Origin of the sequence: Nocardiopsis sp. L17-MgMaSL7 (assembly GCF_003182025.1) — a bacterium.
Classification (GTDB): Bacteria; Actinomycetota; Actinomycetes; order Streptosporangiales; family Streptosporangiaceae; genus Nocardiopsis; species Nocardiopsis prasina.
In genome coordinates this window covers 116,887-138,742 of the sequence record NZ_QGTF01000007.1, presented here as the reverse complement: position 1 = coordinate 138,742, position 21,856 = coordinate 116,887, and the positions used below count along the sequence as shown (strand labels likewise).

Below are 21,856 nucleotides of genomic sequence, written 5' to 3'. Positions count from 1 at the left end.
GGCGGTGCGGGGGGTGACCGCCACGGCCGTGGGGGGTCAGGCGCGCAGGTGTCTCTGACGGCCGTAGGCGGTGAGCACGACGATCAGAACCAGGCCGAAGAGGATCTGGCGCGGCGCGTCTCCCCACTCGCCGCCTCCGATCTGCATGGTGCGCAGCAGCGCGCTCAGGACGGTCAGCAGGATGGCCCCGACGATGGTGCCGAGGTAGCCGCCGACCCCTCCGATCAGCGCGGTCCCGCCGATCACGACGGCCGCGACGCTGTTGAGCATGTAGTCGGCGCCCAGGTTCGTGTAGACGTTCTGGGAGTAGCCGAGGAGCAGCAGTCCGCCCACCCCGGCGAACAGGGAGGACAGCACGTAGGCGCTGAACCGGATCGCGGAGGGGTTGACCCCGGAGAGGTGGGCCGTGGTCCGGTTGGCGCCCACCGCGTAGAGCCGCCACCCGAACGCCGTGCGGCGCAGCAGCCAGATCACCACGACCGACAGCGCGAGCCACAGCCACAGGACCCCGGGGATGCCGAACACCGTGTCTCCGGTGACCAGCTGGTTGAGCAGGGGCGCGGCCGATCCCTCGGGGCGGCCGCCGGTGTAGAGCCGGATGAACCCGGCCACGACCGCGATCATGCCGAGGGTCATCACCAGGGGTGGCACCCGGAACAGCAGGACGCCGATCCCGTTGACCACCCCGATCACGCAGGCCGAGCCCAGGGCCACCAGCACCGCGAAGAGGAAGCCGTCGTTGCTGCCGTCCATGAAACGGGAGGCGACGATCGCGGACAGGGTGGCCGCCGAGCCCACCGACAGGTCGATGCCCTCTCCCCCGGCGATGATCACGAGGGTCTGGCCGATGGCGATCACCCCGAGGAACGAGGCGACGGTCAGCGTGGTGACGATGTGGCCCCACGAGGCGAAGGCGGGCGAGTAGAAGCTGGCCACGACCCACAGCAGCAGGGTGACCACACCGGAGATCACCACCGGGTCCCTGGTCAGGCGGCGCGCGGTGAGGGTGGTGGTCATCTTCTGCCTCCTGATGCTCCGGACGCCGAGCCCTCGCGGGCGGTGAGGAGCCCGGCGAGCGCGATCGCCGCGATGATGACGCAGCCGTAGACGAACTCACGGGCGTTGGTGGGGACACCGGCGAAGAAGACGAGCCCCTGGATGAGGGAGAGCACCACCGCGCCCACCAGCGCTCCGCCGACCCCGCCGGAGCCGCCGCGCAGCCGGGTGCCGCCGATGACGAGCGCGGCGATCGACCCGAGGGTGAGTTCGGTGCCCAGGGTGGGGTCGCCCGCCCCGGCGTCGGCCAGCAGCGCCACCCCGGCGAGAGAGGCCACCATGCCGCCGAGGGTGTACGACAGCACGCGCACCCTCGACACCGGGACAGCGGAGGTGTAGGCGGCCTCGGCGTTGCCGCCCACCGCGTACAGGTGCTGGCCGTAGCGGGTGCCCCGCATCATCCGCCAGCTGAGGAAGAGGACCACGAGCAGCACGGCGGGGATCGGCACGTACATCGCCAGGACCATCCGGTAGGTCCCGGTGAGGAGCGGGGAGACCTGGCCGCCGGGGGACGGCAGCACGAGGAGGGCCAGCCCGCCGAACACCGAACTCGTGGCGAAGGTCGCCACGATGGGTTGCAGCCGCAGGACCGCCACCACGAGGCCGTTGAACAGCCCGCAGGCGGCGCCGGTGGCGAGCCCGGCGGCCAGTGCCAGCGGCAGGCGTGCGTCGTCCCCCTGCATGAGCACCACCGACACCGCCGAGGACAGCGTGACGATGGTGCCGATGGACAGGTCGATCCCGCCCCCGAGCACGATGATGGTCTGCGCGGCCGCGATGGTGGCCAGCGGCAGGAAGGTGGCGAAGCTGGCGCTGAGGCCGTAGGGCGAGAAGAACCCGGGTTGGAGGATCGCGGAGGCCGTCACCGTGACCAGCAGGAGGAGGCCCACGGCGAGGGCTGGCATGTGTACGGACATCACGGACCGCACCGGACCCGGAAGGTCCTGTGTTCCGGTGCCCCTCAGGAGGTTCATGCTCCGCCCTCCTCGGCGTGACGCGGTTCGGGGTCGGGGAGTTCGCTCGTGTGGCCCTCGCGGGCGGCGGCGACGTCGGCGCCGGTGACGTGCATGGCGCTGGCGATCAGGGTGTCCTCGGTGAGCCGGTCACCGGACACCTCGTCCACCACCCGCCCCTCGAACATCACCAGTACGCGGTCGCAGACCTCGACCAGTTCGCGGTCGTCGCTGGAGCCCACGATCACGGCCGCTCCGGACGCGGCCAGCTCGGCCACCACGTCGAACATCTCGGCCTTGGCACCGACGTCGATGCCCTTGGCCGGGTCGTCCATCAGCACTACGGCGGGTTCGGTGGGGAACCACTTACCGACCACGATCTTCTGCTGGTTGCCGCCGGAGAGCGTGGAGACCGGGTCGTTCAGGGAGCCGTAGCGGGTGTTGACGCGTTCGGCCACCGCACGGGCGGCCGCGACCTCGCGGCGCCTCGACAGGCCCACGCCCAGGAAGGCTCGGCGGCCCACCGAGGGCAGGGCGAGGTTCTCCAGGATGGGGCGGCCCAGGGCCAGGCCCTGGGTGCCGCGGTTGCCGGGTACGTAACAGAACCCGGCCCGGACGGCCTGTTTGGGCGAGCGGGCGCGCACCGGGGTACCGTCCAGCAGGACGGTGCCACCGGTCCGGCGGGCGGCGCCGAAGAGGGCCGCCATCAGTTCGGACTGCCCCTGCCCCTGGAGTCCGCCGAGCCCCAGCACCTCACCCGCGCGGACCTTGAGGGAGACCCCGTGGAGCCGGTCACCGGTCAGGTCCCGCACCTCCAGGCGGGGTGGCGTGGCGGGGTCGGTGTCCTGGTCCTCGGCCGCCGTCGCGTCCGGGGCGGTGGCGGTCCCCTCCGTGGGCGTTTCCACGGCGGGGGTCCCCGGCGCCCGGGTGCCCGACGGCGCGGCGCTCGGGCGACCCGACATCAGTTCCAGGAGTTCAGCTTCCGGGGTCCCGGCCACTGTCACCGTGGCCACGTCGGTCCCGTTGCGCATGACCGTGGCGCGGTCGCACACCGCGTAGATCTCCGCCAGCCGGTGGGTGATGAACAGGACCAGCACGCCGCGCGCACGGAGTTCGTCAACGACCTCGAAGAGCACCTCCACCTGGCCGCGCCGCAACGAGGCGGTCGCCTCGTCCAGCACCAGCACACGGGGGTCGCGGACCAGCGCCTTGCACACCTCGACGACCTGGCGCTCCCCGGGGTCGAGGTCGCTCACGCGTTCGCGGACCGGAACCCTGCCGCCGAAGGCCGGGGCGAACCGCTCCAACCACGGCAGGGACCTGGCCAGCGCGGCGCGGCGGTCGCGCAGCCCGAACCGGGAGGGCTCCACGCCCAGCACCAGGTTGTCCAGCACGGTGAAGTCCTCGACCAGCGACAGCTCCTGGTACACGGAGCTGATCCCCGCGGTCAGGGTGTCGCGGGGGCCGCGCGGCCGGAGAGGCGCGCCGTCCAACCGCACCTGACCGGCGTCCGGGCCGACCACCCCGGTGAGCACCTTCAGGAGGGTCGATTTGCCCGAACCGTTGGGCCCGAGGACGGCGTGCACCGTCCCGGAGTCGGCCTCGAAGTCGGCACCGTCCAGCGCGGTGACCCCTCCGTAGCGTTTGCGCACACCGCTCATGCGCAGAAACGTCGGTGAGTCCACGAGTTCTCTCCCTGCTCCTGTCCGTTCGCGGCCTCCGCCACGGGTGGGTACGCCCGGCTCCCGCGCGGACTACTCGAAGTAGGCGTCGGCCTCCTCCGGGGTGAGCGCGTGGTCCACGGCGTAGGCGTCGTTCTCGTCGGAGACCTCGGCGAAGCGCTCGTCGAAGGTGTCGTCGGTGATGGTCTCCGGGATGGGCAGCCAGGCGTTGTTGCCGTCGAGGCCGTCCGCGGTGAACTCCTCGCCCTGGAGCATCCGGATCACCACGTGCAGGGCCGACACCGAGACCGACGGCGGGTTGGGGACGCCGATGCTGGTGTAGTCGCCCTCCGAGCGCAGGGCGTCCCACTCGCGCATGTAGCCCACACGCGCCTCACCGGTCATGACGACGTCGTCCACGAGGCCCTCGGCCTGCAACGCGCGGAACGCGCCGAGCGCCATGCCGTCCTGGACGAACACGCCGTCGACGTCGGGGTTGCTGGCCAGCAGGTCGCGGGTGACGGTCTGGCCCTGGTTCTGGTCCCACTCGGCGTAGTCGTTGGCGACGACCTCGACCCCGGCGGCGTCGAAGACCTCGCTCGCACCGGACCAGCGGTCCTCGTTGGCGGGGTGGCCGTCGATGCCGTTGACCGCGATGATCCGGCCGCCCTCGCCGACCTCGTCGGCCAGCCACTGGGCGGAGAGGGAGGCCCACTCCGCCTGGTCGATGACCACGTTGACGACGTTCTCGGACTCCACCGCCTGGTCGATGGCCACGATCTGGATGCCCTGCTCTGCGGCCTCGGCGAACACCTGGTCCAGGGCAGTGGGCGAGTTCGGGTTGACGATGATCGCGTCGACGTCCGAACGGATGAGGTTGCGGATCTGCTGGATCTGGCCGTTGATGTCGACGTCGGCGCTCTCCACGACCAACTGGTCGACGGTCCCTTCGGCCTCGTACTCGCCGAAGGCCGTCTCCAGCTCGGACAGCATCTGCTCGCGCCACTCGCTGCCGATGAAGCCGTTGCTGACCCCGATCGTGAACGGGCCCTCGGTCTCGCCCGATCCGCCGCCGCTCTCGGGGGTGCTGCACGCCGTGGCCAGCAGCGTTCCTGCCACGGCGACGGCGCCCAGCGCCATCGAGCCGCGCCAACGTCGCCCAAGCATGTTGCGATGCATCGTCGAACCCATCGGGGGGACCTCCATCCTGTGAGCTGAGTCACGAATCTACGCATCCTTGTGGCGACCGTCAATAACCTTTTTGATGGCAATCGACAAAAGTCTGCGATGATCCGATCTCTGTTAGCGCAAAAGGACGGAGCGTGGCCGCCGGCCCAGAGAGGTGTCCGGGGAAACGGCGGACGCCCCCGGCGGTGCCGGGGGCGTCAGGGTCAGGCGGCGGAGTGCTGGTCAACCGAGCCGGGCGACCAGGGCGCGCAGGGCCTCGGGGCCGATGGGCTCCGAGGCGCTCAGGGGAAGCTCCACCGTGCCGTGCGCGGCGAAGCGGTCCCGGACGGCACCCAGGACCTCGGGGTCCGCGTCCTCCGGGACCTGGTTGACGATCACCCGGCCCAGCCGGAAACCGGTCCGCACGAGCTGGGCCGCGGCGCGGTCCGTCTCGGCCAGCACCATGCGGCGCGGCACCAGCACGAGCCGGACCTGGGCGTCCTCACGCAGGCGCGCGGCGGCCCGTTCCAGCTTGCGCCGACGTGCGTGCAGCTTCTCCAAGAGGGGATCGTCCGGGGCGCCGTCGCCACCGCCGCCCACCACTCCCACGGCGAAACGATCGGCGTCCACGGCCCGCTCACGCTGGCGCACCAACCCCTGGACCCACGGGGTGAGCAGTTCGGGCAGCTCGAGCAGGCGCAGCAGGTGGCCGGTGGGGGCGCTGTCCACCACGAGACGGTCCCACGTGCCGGGAACCTCCTCCATGGCGTCCATCAGCAGGTCGGCCAGGGCTGACTCGGCCATGCCCGGCCCGGCGGCCGCGTGGTCCAGGTGGCGGGTGACGGCGGGCAGGATCTCCCTGGGCAGAGCGGCGCTGGCGTCGTCTCCGATCTTCTGGACCCTGCGGCGCAGGGCGGCGTCCGCGTCGGGTTCGCGGGCCCACAGGTTCTCGCAGACCCGCACCGGACGGTCTCCCAGGGGCAGGTCCAGCGCGTCGCCCAGCGAGTGCGCGGGGTCGGTGGACACCAGGAGGGTGCGCAGCCCGGCGTCAGCCAGGCCCAGCGCGTGTGCGGCGGCCATGGTCGTCTTGCCGACCCCGCCCTTGCCGCCGAAGAAGACGATGGGGGCCTCCGAGGGGTCGGGGTCCGCTCGCTCACGGCGTTCTCGGCCGAACCTCAACAGCACACCCCCGGTCCGCCCAGATCGTCCCGCCCCATGCGCTGGTGCCACTCGTGCAGGTCGGCCACCATGTACGGGATGAGGTCGAGGGTCTCATAGGAGACGGGCCCCTCCACTCCCAGGGTCTCGAGGAGCAGAAGGGCCCGCAGTGTGTCCTCCTGGGTGCGCGCCTCCCTGCGCAGTTCCTGACGCCAGCGCGAGGCGAAGACCTCGTCGTGGAAGGCCTCCAGCCGTTTCCAGGCGTCACGCACGCGGGAGAGCGCACCCGTCGGGTCCACGGTGTTACTTCTCCTTAGCGTCGGGGGCGGTGTCCTCGGACGGGGCAGCCCCGGCGTCGTCGGCCTCGGGGAGCTCACCGGCCCGGCGGGCGGCGAAGGCCTTGCGCAGGGCGAGACCGGCCTCGACGACCAGCCAGATCGCCAGAGCGAAGATGACGAAGTCCAGCGGGGCCAGCAGGAACAGGTCGATCAGCGAGTCCGACTTCAGGAACGCGATCAGGTTGACGACCAGCGCCCACGAGGTCATCACGAGCAGGAAGACGAGCGGGACGAGGATCGCCAGCGGGTTGCGCCCGCGCTTGGTCACCCACACCGCGATCACCGCGAGCGCGAGACCGGCGGTGAGCTGGTTGGTGGTGCCGAACAGCTGCCAGAGGGTGCCGAAGGCGAAGTCGCCCGGGATGAGCGCCAGTCCCAGCGGAACGATCGTGGCGATCAGGGTGGCCACCGTGAGGTTGCGCGCCAGCGGACGGAAGCGGACGATTTCGGCGATCTCCTGGACGATGTAGCGCTGGAGGCGCACACCGGTGTCCATCGTGGTGGCGGCGAAACTGACCACGACCACCACCGCGAAGATGACGCCGATCTCCAACGGGACGCCGATGTTGTTGGCGAACTGGCCGACACCCTCGACGAAGTTGCCGGTGGCACCGGCGGACGCGGAACCGAAGTCGCTGTAGAGCCCGCGCCAGTCCGCCAGCGGGGAGGCAGAGGCGGCGACGACACCGGCGGTGCAGGCCAGGATCGAGCAGACCGCGAGGGTGCCCTCACCGGCCGCGCCCAGGTAACCGACCATCCGGGAGTCGGTCTCCTTGTCGATCTGCTTGGCCGTGGTCCCCGACGCCACGAGGCTGTGGAAACCGGAGATGGCACCGCAGGCGATGGTGACGAACAGCAGGGGGAACCAGGGCGGGGACCCCGCGGGGATGTCGCTGTTGATCATCGGCGCGACGATCGTGTCCCAGCCGACGATCACACCCACGCCGATGACCGCGAAGGCCAGCAGCATCTGATGCAGGTTGACGTAGTCACGCGGCTGGAGCAGCATCCACACCGGGATGCGGGACGCGATGAACGCGTACACGAACAACAGGACGATCCACACCGTGTTGGGGGTCGTTCCCAGGGCCTCGGAGACGCCGGTGATGTCGATCGGGAACATCACGCCGAGCGGGATGCACACGTAGACCAGGGCCAGCGCGATGAGCGAGGGCACCAGGGCCGCAGTACGGCGCCTGTAGACGAACTGGCCGACCGCGATGGCCAGCGGGATGGTCACCAGGACCGGCAGCACGGCCCCCGGGTAGTTCACGAACAGGTTCGAGATGACCACCGCGAACACCGCGTTCACCATGGTCAGCAGGAAGAAGATGATCACCAGGAAGAGCGTGCGGGAACGCTTGCTGATGACCTCGCCCGCGAGGGTGCCGATACTGCGGGCCTTGTGCCGGACCGACACCACCAGGGCGCCGAAGTCGTGCACACCCGCCGCGAAGACGGTACCGAGCAGGATCCACGCGAGCGCGGGGCCCCAGCCCCAGAAGACCGCGACGGCCGGACCGACGATGGGCGCGGCACCCGCCACCGAGATGAAGTGGTGGCTGAAAACGATGTGACGATTCGTCGGAACGAAATCGACGCCGTCCTTGTAGGTGTGCGCCGGGGTGATGTACCCGGGGTCGAGCGCGTACACCTTCTCTGCCAAATATCGCGAATAGTAACGGTAGCCAACGGCAAACACCGCCACCGACGCGAGTAGGACTAGGGCTGCGGGCATGGCCGAGGCCTACCTTTCACGCTCCGGCTCCAAGTCGTCACCGTGCCCCCTCTGTCCGTGCTCGTCACCTGGGGGGTCGCGGCCGATTCGGAGTATGGGTTAAAGTCACCAGAAATTAACATGCGGCATTCCTCACATATAAGGCCTGACCTTGACAGAACTGATCACGGTTTGGCAGCGATCCACCGTCGCCGAACTCTCCTGGACCTCCTCTTCCGGCCCTTCGGGTATTCCCGTGGTTCCGCTCATGTGGCGTGACACCCCGTGTGTCGCCCTGCCCTACTCGATGGCCGGAACCGCCCTCTCGCTCAGGGGCCGGACCGTCGCCTTCAGCGTGAGCGCGCAGGACGCGGGCGGGCGTTCGGCGGTGGTCGGGACCGGCCCGGTCGAAGTGGTCGAGGACCTCGACGGCTCCGAGTTCGTGGAGCACCTGGTGGAACAGGAGGCGATCAAGCACCCGCCCACACGGCTGCGCGCGGACAGCCTGATCGCGCGCCGGGAGAACTGGTGGTGGGTGCCGCGCCTGATCGTCTCCCTGACCTCGGTCGAGGAGCAGCGCGAACTGCACCCCCGGACCCGCGCCGAGGACGCCCTGCTCGTGCGCGACCGCTCGGGCCGCCCGGAGGTCGAGGTGGTCACGGCCAAGGAGTGGTCCAGCAGCGGCGGCCTCACCCTGTGGGCGCGTGGCGGCGCCCCTCTGGAGGGAAGGGGCGAACCCGCCTTCGTGTTCGCGCACCAGTACAGCCCGGACTTCGAGCGGTGGGAGCGGTGGTCCCGGAGCGGCCTGCTCACCGGCGATTCCCTCACGGTCACCGACGCCGAGGGCGCCCCCGTGGGCGATGCCCCCTCCGGTCCCCTCAGCCCCTACGGCCTGCTGGAGCGCCTCTCCAACCACCGTTCCCTGGCCCGCACCTGCCGCTCCGCCATCGCCCAGGCCGAGTCCCGCAGGGACACCTGAGCCCTCGCGTCGCGCTCCGCTCACCGCCCGGTCCGGGTGGGGGCGGCGGATAGGATGCGCTGGTAACGGCGATCGAGAAGAAACACGCATGGGGAATCTGAACAGCGAACTCTTCGCGGCGATCGACAGCGTCGCCAGCGGGGCCAACGAACACGCGCTGGCCGCGTCGGTCCAGGAACTCATGAAGAAGTACCGGGGCAGGGTCGACCCCCAGGACCTGGTCCTGGCCTCGGACACCGACGTCGTCGCCTACGCCGCCTACCGGCTCCCCGCCACCTTCACCGCCGCTGAGGCCGCCTTCGGGACCGCCGCCGCCTCGATGCCGGGGTTCTCCCCCGCCACCCATCTGGACGTCGGCGGCGGCATGGGCGCCGCCGTGTGGGCCGCCTCCTCCGCCTGGCCGTCCCTGCGCTCCACCACCGTCCTGGAGCAGTCGGCCCCCGCCATCAGCCTGGGCAAGCGGATCGCCCGCAGGTCCACGGCTCCGGCGGTCAGCGGCTCGGTGTGGGAACGCTTCCGGCTCACCGGCGCGGTCCCGGACGGCCCGCGCGTAGACCTGGCCACCATGTCGTACGTGCTCAACGAGCTCACCCCGCAGGTCCAGGAGGAGGTCGTGCGCTCCCTGGCCAAGCGGGCCAGGACGGTCGTGCTGATCGAACCAGGCACCCCCGAGGGGTACGCACGCGTCATCTCCGCCCGCGCGCACCTCCTGGCGGAGGGGATGACCGTGGCCGCGCCCTGCCCCCACAGTGGAGCCTGCCCCATCGCTCCCGGCGACGACTGGTGCCACTTCTCCGAGCGGCTCAACCGCTCCGGCATCCAGCGCAGGCTCAAGTTCGGCACGCTGGGGTTCGAGGACGAGAAGTTCTCGTTCGTGGCCGCCACCAGCGACCCCGTGGACCGCCCCGCCAACCGCGTCCTGCGCCACCCCCAGAAGCGCAAGGGCCTGGTCTCGCTGAGCCTGTGCACCTCCGGCCCCGGGATCGAGGAACGGGTGGTGTCCAAGCGCCAGGGGCAGACCTACCGCGCGGCCCGCAAGGCCGAGTGGGGCGACGCCTGGCCGCCCCCGGAGGAACCCGGCCACTGAGGGTGCCCGGGGGCGCGTCCGTTACGCTTCGGCGAGCACCCCCCGAGTCTGGAAACGAAGCCCTGTGGAACCGCTGCACACCGACGACCCCCGAGAGCTCGGAGACTTCCGACTGCTCCGACGCGTGGGCGAGGGCGGCATGGGCGTCGTGTTCCTCGCGGTCTCCGCCGGGGACGACCTGGCCGCGGTGAAGGTCATCCGCCCCGAGTACGCCGGGGACCGCGAGTTCCGCGCGCGCTTCGCCAGCGAGGTCGATCTGGCCCGACGGGTGCGGGGCCCCTACACCGCCCGGGTCCTGTCCGCGGACACCGACGGCCCGCGCCCCTGGCTGGCCACCGAGTACGTCCCCGGACCCTCCCTGCACGACGCGGTGCGCGACAGCGGCCCCTTCCCCGAGGAATCACTGCGGGCCCTGGCGGCGGGCCTGGCCGAGGCCCTGGCCGCCATCCACGGCGTGGGGCTGATCCACCGCGACCTCAAACCCAGCAACGTCCTGCTCTCGCCGCGCGGCCCCCAGGTGATCGACTTCGGGATCGCCCGCGCCGCCGACGCCACCCAGCTCACCCGCACCGGGCAGACCCTGGGCACGCCCGCGTTCATGTCACCTGAGCAGGCGGTGGGAGCGGTCGTCGACTCCCGCAGTGACCTGTTCTCCTTCGGCGGGCTGCTGTTGTTCACCGCCACCGGCCGCCAGCCCTTCGGCACGGGCAACGCCCCCGCGCAGCTCTACCGGGTGGTCAACGAGGAACCGGACCTGACCGGGGTGCCGGACACCCTGCGCCCGCTGGTCACGGCGTGCCTGGCCAAGGACCCCGGCGACCGGCCGGTGCTGGGCACCGTCCTGGCCGGACTGGCCGGAACCGCGTTGCCCCGCGGCGACGACGACCCCACGGAGTGGCTGCCCGAGGCGGTCGCCACCAGTGTCCTGCGTACGGTCGCCGACACCAGGATCGTCCCGACCCTGGCCGTGACCGGTGAGCTGGCCGCGCAGGAGTCCCCGGCAGTCGTCCCGACGGTCGAAGCCTCCGGAGAGGCCCCGGAGGAGGCGGAATCCGCCGAGGAGTCCAGGGAGTCCCGGGCCGAGGACGCCGACTCGGCACCGGATCAGCCGGAGACGCCCGAACCGGGGCCCGAACCGGGGCCCGAGCCGGACGAACCCGGGAAGGGCGCCGCGGAGGCCACACGGAGGAGCGTGTCGGTCAGCGCCGGGGCGCCCGCCTCGCCTGCGAAGGCTGCCGAGCAGGTCCCGTCCCCAGAGGAGCCCGGCTCGTGGGGACCCTGGAAGGTCGGCGCCGCAGCCGTCATCGCGGTCGCCGTCGTGGCGTTGGTCGTCAACAGTGCGGAGCAGAGCGCGCCACGGGACGAAACTGTGGGGAGCGTCCAGTCGAGTGAGTCCAGCGCCACTCCCACCCCGACGCCGAGCCGTACCCCCAGCGAGCCGACCAGGCAGTACAGCGGTTTCAAGGACACCGTCCACCTCGGCGGGACCGGCCGCTTCGCGACGCTCTCCTCGGCGGGCGTGAACGTCTTCGAGGCGGACGAGACTCGTGCGGTCGAGCGGCTCACCAACACCGATGAGAACTTCACCTTCAGCTATTCACGGTTGGCGACCACCCCCGACGGCTCCTTCCTGGCCAGCAAGGCGGTGAAGTCCGCCAACGACGGGTCGGCCGCCATCCACGTGTGGGGCCTGGAGGATTCCGAGCGTCATGTGGTGGAGCTGCCCGACGCCGGTGACGGCGGATACTTCTCCCTCTCCCCTGACGGCGGGACTGTGTACTTCGGGGAGAACGGCCAGTCCGAGAACTCGGTGACCGCCTACCGCGTGGACGACGGCGAAGAGCTCTACAGCGTCGAGGTACCCGAGGCCACGGGCACCGGTTGGCAGGGGTCGATCCTGGACGTGGGGACCTCCCCCGACGGGGACCTGCTGGTCGCCGCCCTGGACAACGGCGTCGCGGTGTGGGACGCGGCCACAGGAGATCCGCGCCCCGACGTCCCGGAACTCCGGCGGTGGTCCCGTGAGCTCAGGGACGCGACGGAGATCAGGGGCGGGTTCGTCGTCTCCGGCACGGAGAGCGGGGTGGCGCTGTGGGACGTCCGGTCCGAGGAGGGCCCCACGACGTTCCGGCTGCCCGAACACATCCGGAGCACGAACGCCAGGGTGAGGGAGGTGTCCGTGGGCGACGGCGGGAACCGCATCCTCGCCTCGGGCCACGACGCCGACCGAAACAGCAGCTTCCTCGTCGCCTGGGACGCGGAGGGCGAGGTCGTGGCGCAGGGCGACTCAGAGCTGGAGTACGTCTCCCTGTCGGCCTTCCCGGACGACGACAGCGTCCTCGTGACCACCTTCCCTCTGGACGGTTCGGGAGACCGGCTCACGCTTCTGGACGGGGATCTGGAGCCCGTGGAGGAGTTCACGGTCCCGACCCGCTGATCCCCGGACGGAGCACCCCGCTCAGAGCCAGACCGCCGGGTCACCGCCCCACCGCGTGGACGCGTGGGCCCAGCTGGTGGGCCCTCCCTCGTAGGAGACCGGTGGGAGCGCGTGGCGCAGCATGCCGTACGCGGACGGGGACTCGGTGAGCCAGTCGGCGGGCTCGTACCCGCCGCCCTCCACCGGTTCCGGGGCGATGTCGTTCATCAGCCACGCGGCGGTACCCGCGAGGGAGAACCGCAGGTGCCTCCCCCGGCCGTCCTCCTGCCGTTCGGTGAGTGCCCGCAGCACTCCGGCGGCCAGCAGGTAACCGGTGCCGTGGTCCAGGGCCTGTGCGGGCAGCGCGCCCGGACGCCCCTCGGGACCGGCCTCGATCGCCGCGATCCCGCTCGCCGCCTGGACCAGGCTGTCGAACCCCCTCCGGTCGGCCCACGGCCCCGACCATCCCCAGGCGCACAGCTGGGCGACGACCAGCCCGGGACGGCGGGCGATCAGCTCCTGCGCGACCAGACCGTGGCGGTCGAGCCCGCCCGGCCGGTATCCGGTCACCACCGCGTCGGCGGAGTCCACCAGCGTGTCGAAGGTGCTCCGACCCTCGGCCGTGCCCAGGTCCAGCAGGGTGGACCGTTTGCCCATCCCGGTGTCGGTGTGGCTGTCGGGGTCCTCCTCCAGGCCCGGGGAGTCCACTCGCAGCACGTCGGCGCCCAGTAGCGCGAGGGTGCGGGTGGCGACCGGTCCGGCGATGACCCGGGTCAGGTCCAGCACGCGCACCCCGCTGGCGGGCAGCTCCGCCCGGGGCAGGCGGCGCCCGCCCGCCGGGCCCACGGCCTCGCCCTCAGCCAGCGGGAGCCCGGCCGCGCGAAATCCCCCCGGGGCCCCGGGTTCCCCGTCCTCTCCTGGCACGGGTGCCACGGCGACCGCCAGGCCGCCCTCGGCGTACACCCGCTCCTGGATGTCGTGCGCGGAGAGCGAGGCCAACCTCTCGGCGAGCCCCTCCGGCCCCGTGCCCTCGTCCAGTCCCAGAGCGGCCAGCAGTCGGGCACGGTGGTGGGGGTAGTTCGCGTGGGTGCGCACCCAGCCGTCAGCGGCCGGCCAGAAGCCGGAGTGCGGGGCGAAGGGGGTCAGCGCGCGCCCGTCCACCAACAGGTGGCGTTCGCTGATAAAGGAGGTGGCCACCGCGCCCTCGTCGACACTCACCCGGGGGATCGGCCCACCATTGCGCGCCGCCAGCAGTTCGGCGGCGGCCAGCGAGCACGCCCCCACGGTGGCCCGGGCCAGTTCACGCACGGGCAGCACGGCGGGAAGCACGTCCCCCGCGCCCCGGTGGGAGACCCGCTCCGTCAGGTCCGGCGCACCTCCGATCGCCCGCCACGCCTGAGTCGTCGCCCGGTCCGGTGCACCACTGGGATTGCTCGTCATGGCGCCATTGTGCCCATCCGGCCCCGGGGCGCCGAGGCTCGCCCCGCCCTGGGGCGCGACTCCCGCGCCGTGGATCCCGCTCGGGGCGCACGACCCGGCCCGTGTGTCGGAGCGCACCCCGGCACCCGCCTGGCCTCGGGGGTGAGCCGCGTAGGCTGCGGGAATGGACGGCCACGCGGACACGGTGGTCCTCAGACCGGGGATCGACGGCATCGCCGAGGTGTTCCACACCCACCTGCGCCAGCACGCCTACCCGATGCACACGCACCGGTCGTGGACGCTGCTCATCATCGACTCCGGGACCGTCCGCTACGACCTGGGCCGCCACGAGCACGGTGCGCTCGACCGCACGGTGACCCTGCTACCGCCACAGGTCCCGCACAACGGCACGCCCACCACCGCGCAGGGGCTGCGCAAACGGGTGCTGTACCTGGAGCCGGAGCAGATCGACCCGGAGCTGGTCGGCCGGGCGGTGGACCGTCCGATGTTCGACGATCCCCTCCTGCGTCACCGCATTCACCAGCTGCACGGCACCCTGTTCCGGCAGGGAGACCTCCTGGAGGCGGAGAGCAGGCTCGAACTCGTCTCCGAGCGGCTCCGTCAGCACCTGCGCGGCACGGTGGGGTCCGCCGCGACCGCCGACGACCCCGGTCTGGCCGACCAGCTGCGTGACCTCCTGGACGCGCGCACCGTCGAGGGGGTGCCGCTGGCCGAGGCCGCCGCGCTTCTGCACGCCCACCCCGCCCACCTGACCCGGGTGTTCACGAGGCGGTTCGGGATGCCGCCGCACCAGTACCTGGTGGGGCGGCGCGTGGACCTGGCCCGGAGACTGATCCTCGAAGGGGGGTCACCCGCGCACGCGGCGTCCGCCTCGGGCTTCTACGACCAGGCCCACCTGAACCGGCACTTCACCCGGGTGCTCGGCCTGCCGCCCGGCCGCTACGCCCGTGCGCTGCGCCAGGGTTCCCCGCAGCGGCCCCGGCCCCGCCTCAACGGTGCATCCGCGCGCCCTTGACGATCCTGTCCACCCCGATCCGGGGCCCGTGCACCGCCAGACCCACCAGGTCCAGGGAGTCCCGGCCGACCGCGCGAACGGCGGCCCGGTTGTCCCGGTCGTTGCCGGTGGCGAACAGGTCGGAGGTGAACACCGCCAGGTCGGCCTCCCTCGACAGCGCCCGGCCGTGCGCCGTGGTCAGGGTCTCCTTGTCCGCCTCGAACACCATGACGGGCTGGCGGAACATCGGCAGGTAGGCGGTGCCGTCGGCGTCCTCGTAGGGTTGGCCGACCAGCTCCGGAACACGACTTCCCAAACCGCTGACCAGGAAGGACGTGACGTTGAGCCGTTGCCAGACGGCCAGGTCGTCACGGAGCAGGACAGCGATCTTGGTGTCGAAGCGCACTGGGGCGTCTGTGGTCTCCATGCGCCCATCCTCGCCAGCAGCACCGGCCGGGGTCTTGTACGTTCCTCACCGGTCTCCGAGGTCCGGGGGCTCGTAGTCCAGGCCGATACCGCGCGCCCACAGGCGGGTCGCGGTCTCCACCACGACGTCGGGGTCGTGCTCCTCCCCGTAGAGGAACAGCATCCGTGCGGTGTGCTCCACCATGCCGCCGAGCATGCTCGCGGTGGCCTCCACGTCGATGTCGGTCGAGGCCAGTCCCTCCTCCTGGAGGCGACGGGTCCCCGTGCTGATGCGCTCGACGAAGAGCCCCCGGATCTCCAGGAAGAGGGTCCGAAAGACCGGATGGCGCGGCGACACCTGCTCGATGACCTGCATGATCCGCGCGTTGTCCCGGTAGGCGGTGAGGAAGCGGCCGGTGGCGTGCCTGATCCGGTCCACGGGGCCCGTCCCCGGGGGCGCGGCGGAGCGGGCGGCGTCGAACATCTCCCCGGCCACCCCCTTGGCGACCTCGTGGAAGACCTCGTCCTTGGAGTCGAAGTACGTGTAGAAACTCCCGTAGGCGATCCCGGCGCGGCCGGTGATCTGGGCGATCCTGGTCGCCTCGAACCCGCGTTCCTCGAACTCCTCGCGGGCCGCCTGGACGAGAGCGCCCCGCTTGCGCCGTCCGCGTTCCGTGGGCGGTCGCCCGGTCAGCGTCTGTTTTCCCACTGGTACCCCTCGTCACCACATCCCCTTGGTCACCGCAGGGGGAGGAACTTCGCGATGACCTCGTTCATGATCTCGTAGGTGCCGCCGCCGATGCTGAACACCCGGGCGTCCCGGTAGTGGCGCTCCACCTCGGTGCCGCGCATGAAGCCCGCACCGCCGTGCAGCTGGACGGCGTTGTCCACCACGTAGTCCATGGCCTCGGTCGCGGTGTTCTTGGCCATGGCCACCTCGGCGATGAGCGGTTCGCCGTCCTGGAGCCGCTCCGCGATCCCCCGCACGTAGGCGGTGGCGACCTCGGTCCGGCGGTGCATCTCCACCAGGCGGTGGCGCAGGACCTGGCGGCGGGCCAGCGGACCGCCGAAGGCCTCGCGTTCGCGCACCCACGCCACCGAAAGGTCCACGCAACGGCGCGCCATGGCGCAGGCCTGCACGGACAGGCCGATCCTCTCGCTGGCGAACTGGCGCATGATCTGGACGAAGCCCTGGTCCACGCCGCCGACGAGGTGGTCGTCGGGAACCCGGACGTCCGTGAAGGAGAGTTCGGCGGTGTCCGAGGACCGCCAGCCCATCTTCTCCAGTTTGCGAGCGGCGGTGAAGCCGGGGGTGTCCCGCTCGACGACGAACAGCGAGATGCCCTCGTGCCCGGTGCCGGAGGTGCGGGCTGCCACGGTCACGAAGTCGGCCCGGTAGCCGGAGGTGATGAAGGTCTTCGCCCCGTTGAGCACCCACGCGTCTCCGTCGCGGACCGCCCGCGTGCGGAGGTGGGCCACGTCCGAACCGGCGTCGGGCTCGGTGATCCCGAGCGAGCAGACGAGTTCCCCGGCCAGGGCGGGGCGGACGTAGTCGCGCACCAGGTGTTCGCGGCCGTCCGCGACCAGGGCGGGCAGGGCGATGGTGTGGGTGAACAGCGAGGCCAGGACCCCGGTGGGCACCCCCGCCAGGACCGCCTCCTCGGAGACGACCAGCTGGTCGATCATCTCCCCCTCGCCGCCCACGGACGCGGGCTGGCCGAGTCCGAGCAGCCCGGACCGCCCCGCGGCCCGGTGCAGGTCGCGGGGCAGTTCGCCCTCGTCCTCCCACTGTTCGACGTGGGGAAGGATCTCCTTCGCCGCGAAGGCCCGCACGGTCTCCCGGAGCACGGCACGTTCGGGGGTGTTCCAGCGGTCCGTCCGTGGGGTTTCGGTCGCGGTCATGTACGCACACTCGCATCCGTTGGGGGTTCCGGCCGGACCCCCTGGGAGATCCAGCTCACACTTTGTTATGGTGCGCGGAACATGACAAGCCAGTCAAGATCTGTGGTCGCCGGGAGACCGGCGCCCGCGTGAGGAGCCCCTGTGGTGGACACAGCCGCACTCGTCGAGGACCTGCGAGCCGAACAGGAGGAACTGGCAGCGCTGCTCCGGGGAATCGACCCCGCCGACTGGGCCCGCCCCACTCCCTCGCCCGGATGGAGCATCACCGATCAGGTCGCCCACCTGGCCTTCTTCGACGAGTCGGCGCTGACCGCCGTGACCGCCCCGGAGCGGTTCGCGGCGATGCTCGAAGCGGCCATGGCCGATCCCGAGGGCTACGTGGACACGGCCGCCGCCCCGCTGGCCGCCCTCGCACCGGACACCCTGCTCAGCCGCTGGCGTGCGGCCTCGGAGGCGCTCAGGAGCGCCCTCCTCGACGCCCCCGCCGGGACACGGGTGCCCTGGTTCGGCCCGCCGATGAGCGTTCCCTCCAAGGCGACGGCACGGCTCATGGAGACCTGGGCCCACGGCCAGGACGTGGTGGACGCGCTGAGCACCACCCGTGAACCCACGGGGCGGCTGCGCCACATCGTCCACCTCGCCCTGCGTACCCGGTCCTTCAGCTACCTGGCGCGCGGCCTGCCCGCGCCCGAGACCCCGGTCCGCGTGGAGCTCACCGCCCCGGACGGCGGTCTCTGGACGATGGGACCGGAGGGTGCGGAGGAGGTGGTGCGCGGCGACTCCGAAGAGTTCTGCCTGGTCCTGACCCGCCGCCGCCACCACGCTGACACGTCGCTGACCGCCGAGGGATCCGCCGCCCGGGAGTGGCTGGAGGTGGGCCAGACCTACGCGGGCGGTCCCGGCCAGGGGCGCCGACCCGGTCAGTTCCCCCGGGGATGAACTCCGGCCCCGGCCTCCGCCCCAGAGCTGACACAGCTGTCATGTTCAAGTTCCACGGGAGTGCCTCGCAGCCGGAGCTGTCAGAGGTCGCTGGGATACTCGCCGCATGCCCCTCAAGCTCCCTCAGGACCCCTGGCGGTCCACCCTCCACACCGACTGGACCAGGGCCCACGACCCCGCCAACCTGCCCGCCGCCCTGGAACTGATCGACGCCTACGAACGGCTCACCAGCAACAGGACACGCAAGCCGAGCAGACTGCTCGACCAGGCCAGCAAGGCGGTCGACAACCTCGGTCTTCCGGTCGAGCACCTGCCCTGGGTCTGGGACACGATCGGGCACTGGAGGGCCCGTGGCGATGCCCGACAGGCGGGCGCGGCCTACGCGCGGGCCCGCCGAGCGGAGGTCGAGCACGGGCTCACGACCGACCCTCACCACACCGTCGAGAACGCCCTGCTCTTCGCCCGGTACCGCGCCCTGTCCGCCAAGGAACTGACGGCACAGCGGCGCAGGCTCACGGCCCTGTTCCCGCCCGAGGACGCCCACCGAGAGTTCGTCCGTCTCCTGGAGACCTGGGCAGTGGGCGGCGCGCCGCTCCCCGGCGACCTGGTCTCCCAGCTGCGCGCCTCCGGCCGGAGGGCCGGTCTCGGGGAAGGGGATCGCGCCCAGGATCTGGGACGCGTCCTGGCCGCGGCGCGCGGGCGCGCGATTCCGGACCGGCTCCTGGACGAGGCCGAGGAAGTCTTCGCGAGGGCCGCCCCGGAAGCCGCGTCCCGCCCCGGCCTGGCCGAGCTCTTCCCCGATACGGCCAGCGACGGCGCCCCGTGGCTGCGCCTTCTGGAGACCACCGGGATCAGCGACGACCTGGCCGCGGGGAGGATCATCCCCGAGGGCGGCCTCACGGCGTGGCTCTCCCGGTACCACCGCATGTACAACTCCCTGTGGGTGGGCGAGGGCGTGCGGTCACAGCCCCTGCCGGGCGAGCTGTACACCCTCCTGCCCCGGATCGCGCCACGTATCCGGGAGAGCGGGGTTCCGGTGGACCTGACCGGGCGCCGGTACAAGGTGGAGGCGCGCACCGATCGCACGCTGGCCAGCGCCTGCCGGAGAGAGGGCATCCAGGTGAAGGTGGTCGGGCGGCAACGGGCCGCCGTCAACCGCGCCCGTCCGACCCCGGCCGACCTGGTGGACCGTGTTGCGGTGTCCGCCCTGCGCGCGGTGGAGGAGACCCTGACCAAGCTCGACCACAGCCTGGACCACGATGGTCTGCGTGCGCTGGGACCGTTGGAGGACCGCCTGGACCAGCTCGATCTCGGCCCGTCCCTGACACGGACCCTGCGTCTGGGCATCCCTGGGGAGTACGGGTGGCCCGCCTTCGAGGAGGCCCTGGCCGAGATCGGCGCGCGGGACGGCGGCGTGCTGGGCCTCACCTCCACCTGGCCGGTTCTCACCGTCCACGGAGGTGACACCGCCATCGCGGTCGACCACGCGGGGTGCCGCGCCCGTACGCGGTTCTCCCTGCCCGAGGGGTGGGGTCGGGTCCGGGTCCACTACGCGGGCGGCGACTTCCTGGTCGCGTGGGGGGTGTCCGCCGAGGTGCCCGATCCGACGCCGTACCGTTCCCTGACGGGCACTGAGTGGACCTACCGGGCCTTCTGGTCCTCCGCCCCGGAGGAGGAGTTCGAGGTGGACGGGCTCGGAGACGACGCCAGGACCTGCGCCTTCGAGGCCCCGGGTGGGCGCCAGGACGCCGGGGGCGTTCTGCGCCCCGGCGACCGCCGGGCTCCCCTGCCGACCGAAGGCCAGGTCAGCGACGGCGCACGGGTCCGAGTCGTCCCACCCCTCTCCTCGTCCCGGTGGGACGAGGAGTCCTTCATGGAGCTCACGTCCTGCACCGCTGAGAGCGGCTCTCCCGCGAGTGCCCCGGAATCCCGCCTCACCACCTTCCTCTCCCCCGGTGCGGTCCCGGATGACGCGGCCTTGGAGCCGCGCTCGTCCAGCCTGGTCCCGCTGCCCGAGGGTGCGGAGGGCTCTCCACTGGGTTCGGCGGACGGCGTGGCCGGGTTCCGGGTCTGGCAAACGCCGCGTGACAGCGAGGCGCCCGGACCCCACAGGTGGACCGCCGAGGGGGTGGACGGACGCCGGTACACCATCAACCGCAACGACCGGGGCAGGCTCTGGGGAGTCGCGCGGTTCCCAGGGGCAGACACCGTCGCACCCCTGGTCACCTGGGCTCCCCGGCGCGAGATGAACTGGACCCAGCTCCTGGACCCCGAGGACGCCTCGCCGGTGTGGCGGGTCATGACCGACCCGACCATCGACGTGCACGCCGAGGATGGCCCCGGCCCGCTCCCGCTGAGCCCGCCCACTCCCTACTGGCACCACCTCCGCCCACGTGACCCCGAGGGCTCGCGCGCCCTGCGCCAGGTGGATGAGGAGACGGCGCGGCAACTGATCGGGGCCGCCGAGGGCGCACCCGATCCCGCCGTGGCGGTACGCGGGGCCGTGGCCCGGCTGCTGCCGTCCGTCACCGACCCGGACCTGGTCAGCGGTGACGGCGGGATCGTGTGGGCCGTTCTCTGGGCCGTCGGACTGGCGCGGCGCGGCGAGGACGTGGCCCGTCGCGCCAGGCTCGTCCGGACCGATCGCGTCGTCCGCCCCTCGGTACAGGTCTGCGACACCGACCTCGAGTCCGCTCTGTCGGGGATCACGACGCTCACACCGCACGGACGCGGGCACGGTGACGCCACGCTCGCCGACATCGCGGCGGGCGGCGCCCGCCTGCGCGGCGCCGTCGACGAGGAGACCCGGTGGCTGAGCGTGCCCCGGATCCCCGCTCGGTGGTCGGGCCTGCTCGGCGGGATCGGCCCGGTCCTCTGGCGTGTGGCCGCCGGACGGATGCCCCGAGCCGAGCACGAGGCTCTCATGGGGCTGCTGCGCACCTGGGAGGGACAGCCCTTCGCGGAACCGGGCACCGTCTGGCGTACCGGCCACGCCCGGGGCTCGGATCTGGCACCACTGCTCGCCAGCCGGGACACCATCGTCACCGGGCCCGGGGAGTGGCGTGGTCTGGGTGAGCCGGCGTGGGCGATGGCCGGGCCGCCCCACCCCCACGTCAGCTACGAGTTCCTACAGCGCGCGAACGCCCCGGAACCGGAGCGCGCCTCCGGGACGAGGGAACACCACGTCGTCCACGACGACGCGCGGCGGATCCGCCGATTCCTGGAGGCCTACGACGGGCACGGACCGGTCGCGGTGGAGAAGGAAGCGGTCCGGGTCTTCCGTGAACACACCGGGACGCGGCGACCCGTGGCCCTGTTCGTCCTTTCGGGGCTGATGGGGTTCGGGAAGGCCGAACCGGACACCAGGGACAGCTCCGCCCTGGCCGAGTACCGCAGGGCCGCGCGGAAGGTGAACGGCCTTCAGTTCCTCAGGGTCGCGACACCCGAGGACCCCGCCGAGCTGTGGGAACCCGGTGGCACGACAGCCGTTGCCGAGCGCATGGCCGGGGTCTGGGTCGAGCACGTGGGGCGCCTCCCGGGCCCACGCCGCAACCCGTCGGCACCGCTTCCGAGTAGGTCACCGCCCCGGGCCCGGGCGTGATCTTTCGGCCCCGGGGCCGGAGGAGGCACACACGGGGCCGGGC

General features: G+C 71.9%; 17 protein-coding genes. 6 read left to right on the top strand and 11 right to left on the bottom strand.

What is annotated here, in order from left to right; all coding sequences use genetic code 11:
* Window positions 1-36 precede the first annotated feature (36 nt).
* The 7 genes from BDW27_RS14205 to BDW27_RS14175 all read right to left on the bottom strand — a co-directional run bounded on the left by BDW27_RS14205 (window position 37) and on the right by BDW27_RS14175 (window position 8,071).
* Window positions 37-1,017: an ABC transporter permease gene (locus BDW27_RS14205; RefSeq protein ID WP_017542862.1), complete on the bottom strand. Its 981-nt coding sequence runs from the start codon at window positions 1,015-1,017 to the stop codon at window positions 37-39.
* On the bottom strand, window positions 1,014-2,030 hold the full coding sequence (locus tag BDW27_RS14200; RefSeq protein WP_110049621.1) for an ABC transporter permease: 1,017 nt from the start codon (window positions 2,028-2,030) through the stop codon (window positions 1,014-1,016). Before BDW27_RS14200 ends, BDW27_RS14205 begins: the two co-directional genes overlap by 4 nt.
* Window positions 2,027-3,694, bottom strand: a complete 1,668-nt coding sequence (locus BDW27_RS14195; protein WP_233515761.1) for a sugar ABC transporter ATP-binding protein — start codon at window positions 3,692-3,694, stop codon at window positions 2,027-2,029. The genes BDW27_RS14200 and BDW27_RS14195 overlap by 4 nt, the downstream gene beginning before the upstream one ends.
* Before the next feature lie 69 nt (window positions 3,695-3,763).
* On the bottom strand, window positions 3,764-4,837 hold the full coding sequence (locus BDW27_RS14190) for a substrate-binding domain-containing protein (RefSeq protein ID WP_233515760.1): 1,074 nt from the start codon (window positions 4,835-4,837) through the stop codon (window positions 3,764-3,766).
* Window positions 4,838-5,080: 243 nt separating this feature from the next.
* Entirely contained in the window at window positions 5,081-6,022 is a 942-nt protein-coding gene (locus BDW27_RS14185; RefSeq protein ID WP_110049618.1) for an ArsA family ATPase, read from the bottom strand.
* Window positions 6,013-6,294, bottom strand: coding sequence for a cory-CC-star protein (locus BDW27_RS14180; RefSeq protein ID WP_017542857.1), 282 nt, complete (start codon window positions 6,292-6,294; stop codon window positions 6,013-6,015). Before BDW27_RS14180 ends, BDW27_RS14185 begins: the two co-directional genes overlap by 10 nt.
* A 4-nt stretch (window positions 6,295-6,298) precedes the next feature.
* Window positions 6,299-8,071, bottom strand: a complete 1,773-nt coding sequence (locus BDW27_RS14175) for a carbon starvation protein A (RefSeq protein ID WP_110049617.1) — start codon at window positions 8,069-8,071, stop codon at window positions 6,299-6,301.
* Window positions 8,072-8,222: 151 nt separating this feature from the next.
* Between BDW27_RS14175 and BDW27_RS14170 the strand changes: the two genes are divergently transcribed.
* The 3 genes from BDW27_RS14170 to BDW27_RS14160 all read left to right on the top strand — a co-directional run bounded on the left by BDW27_RS14170 (window position 8,223) and on the right by BDW27_RS14160 (window position 12,553).
* On the top strand, window positions 8,223-9,029 hold the full coding sequence (locus tag BDW27_RS14170) for a hypothetical protein (RefSeq protein WP_110049616.1): 807 nt from the start codon (window positions 8,223-8,225) through the stop codon (window positions 9,027-9,029).
* 88 nt (window positions 9,030-9,117) lie between these two features.
* A complete protein-coding gene (locus BDW27_RS14165; protein WP_110049615.1) occupies window positions 9,118-10,116 on the top strand; it encodes a small ribosomal subunit Rsm22 family protein in 999 nt (332 codons plus the stop codon).
* A gap of 64 nt (window positions 10,117-10,180) precedes the next feature.
* Window positions 10,181-12,553, top strand: coding sequence for a serine/threonine-protein kinase (locus tag BDW27_RS14160; RefSeq protein ID WP_110049614.1), 2,373 nt, complete (start codon window positions 10,181-10,183; stop codon window positions 12,551-12,553).
* A 21-nt stretch (window positions 12,554-12,574) separates the two neighbouring features.
* Here BDW27_RS14160 and BDW27_RS14155 read toward each other — a convergent pair whose 3' ends face one another.
* The gene (locus tag BDW27_RS14155; protein ID WP_110049613.1) at window positions 12,575-13,972 is read right to left on the bottom strand and encodes a CoA transferase; all 1,398 of its coding nucleotides are present in this window, start codon (window positions 13,970-13,972) and stop codon (window positions 12,575-12,577) included.
* Between the two features lie 163 nt (window positions 13,973-14,135).
* On the opposite strand from BDW27_RS14155, the gene BDW27_RS14150 reads away from it, so the two are divergent.
* On the top strand, window positions 14,136-14,987 hold the full coding sequence (locus tag BDW27_RS14150; RefSeq protein ID WP_110049612.1) for an AraC family transcriptional regulator: 852 nt from the start codon (window positions 14,136-14,138) through the stop codon (window positions 14,985-14,987).
* On the opposite strand, the gene BDW27_RS14145 is transcribed toward BDW27_RS14150, so the two are convergent.
* Genes BDW27_RS14145 through BDW27_RS14135 form a run of 3 tightly spaced genes read right to left on the bottom strand, consistent with a single transcriptional unit; the run spans window position 14,962 to window position 17,273 of the window.
* Entirely contained in the window at window positions 14,962-15,393 is a 432-nt protein-coding gene (locus BDW27_RS14145; RefSeq protein WP_110049611.1) for a DUF2000 domain-containing protein, read from the bottom strand. The two genes, BDW27_RS14150 and BDW27_RS14145, sit on opposite strands and share 26 nt — an antisense overlap.
* Window positions 15,394-15,438: 45 nt before the next feature.
* On the bottom strand, window positions 15,439-16,080 hold the full coding sequence (locus tag BDW27_RS14140) for a TetR/AcrR family transcriptional regulator (protein ID WP_017542849.1): 642 nt from the start codon (window positions 16,078-16,080) through the stop codon (window positions 15,439-15,441).
* A 29-nt stretch (window positions 16,081-16,109) separates the two neighbouring features.
* Window positions 16,110-17,273, bottom strand: coding sequence for an acyl-CoA dehydrogenase family protein (locus BDW27_RS14135; RefSeq protein ID WP_110049610.1), 1,164 nt, complete (start codon window positions 17,271-17,273; stop codon window positions 16,110-16,112).
* A 141-nt stretch (window positions 17,274-17,414) separates the two neighbouring features.
* On the opposite strand from BDW27_RS14135, the gene BDW27_RS14130 reads away from it, so the two are divergent.
* Both BDW27_RS14130 and BDW27_RS27260 read left to right on the top strand, forming a co-directional pair.
* Entirely contained in the window at window positions 17,415-18,212 is a 798-nt protein-coding gene (locus BDW27_RS14130; protein ID WP_110049609.1) for a TIGR03084 family metal-binding protein, read from the top strand.
* 106 nt (window positions 18,213-18,318) lie between these two features.
* Window positions 18,319-21,813, top strand: coding sequence for a hypothetical protein (locus BDW27_RS27260; RefSeq protein ID WP_110049608.1), 3,495 nt, complete (start codon window positions 18,319-18,321; stop codon window positions 21,811-21,813).
* Window positions 21,814-21,856 lie beyond the last annotated feature (43 nt).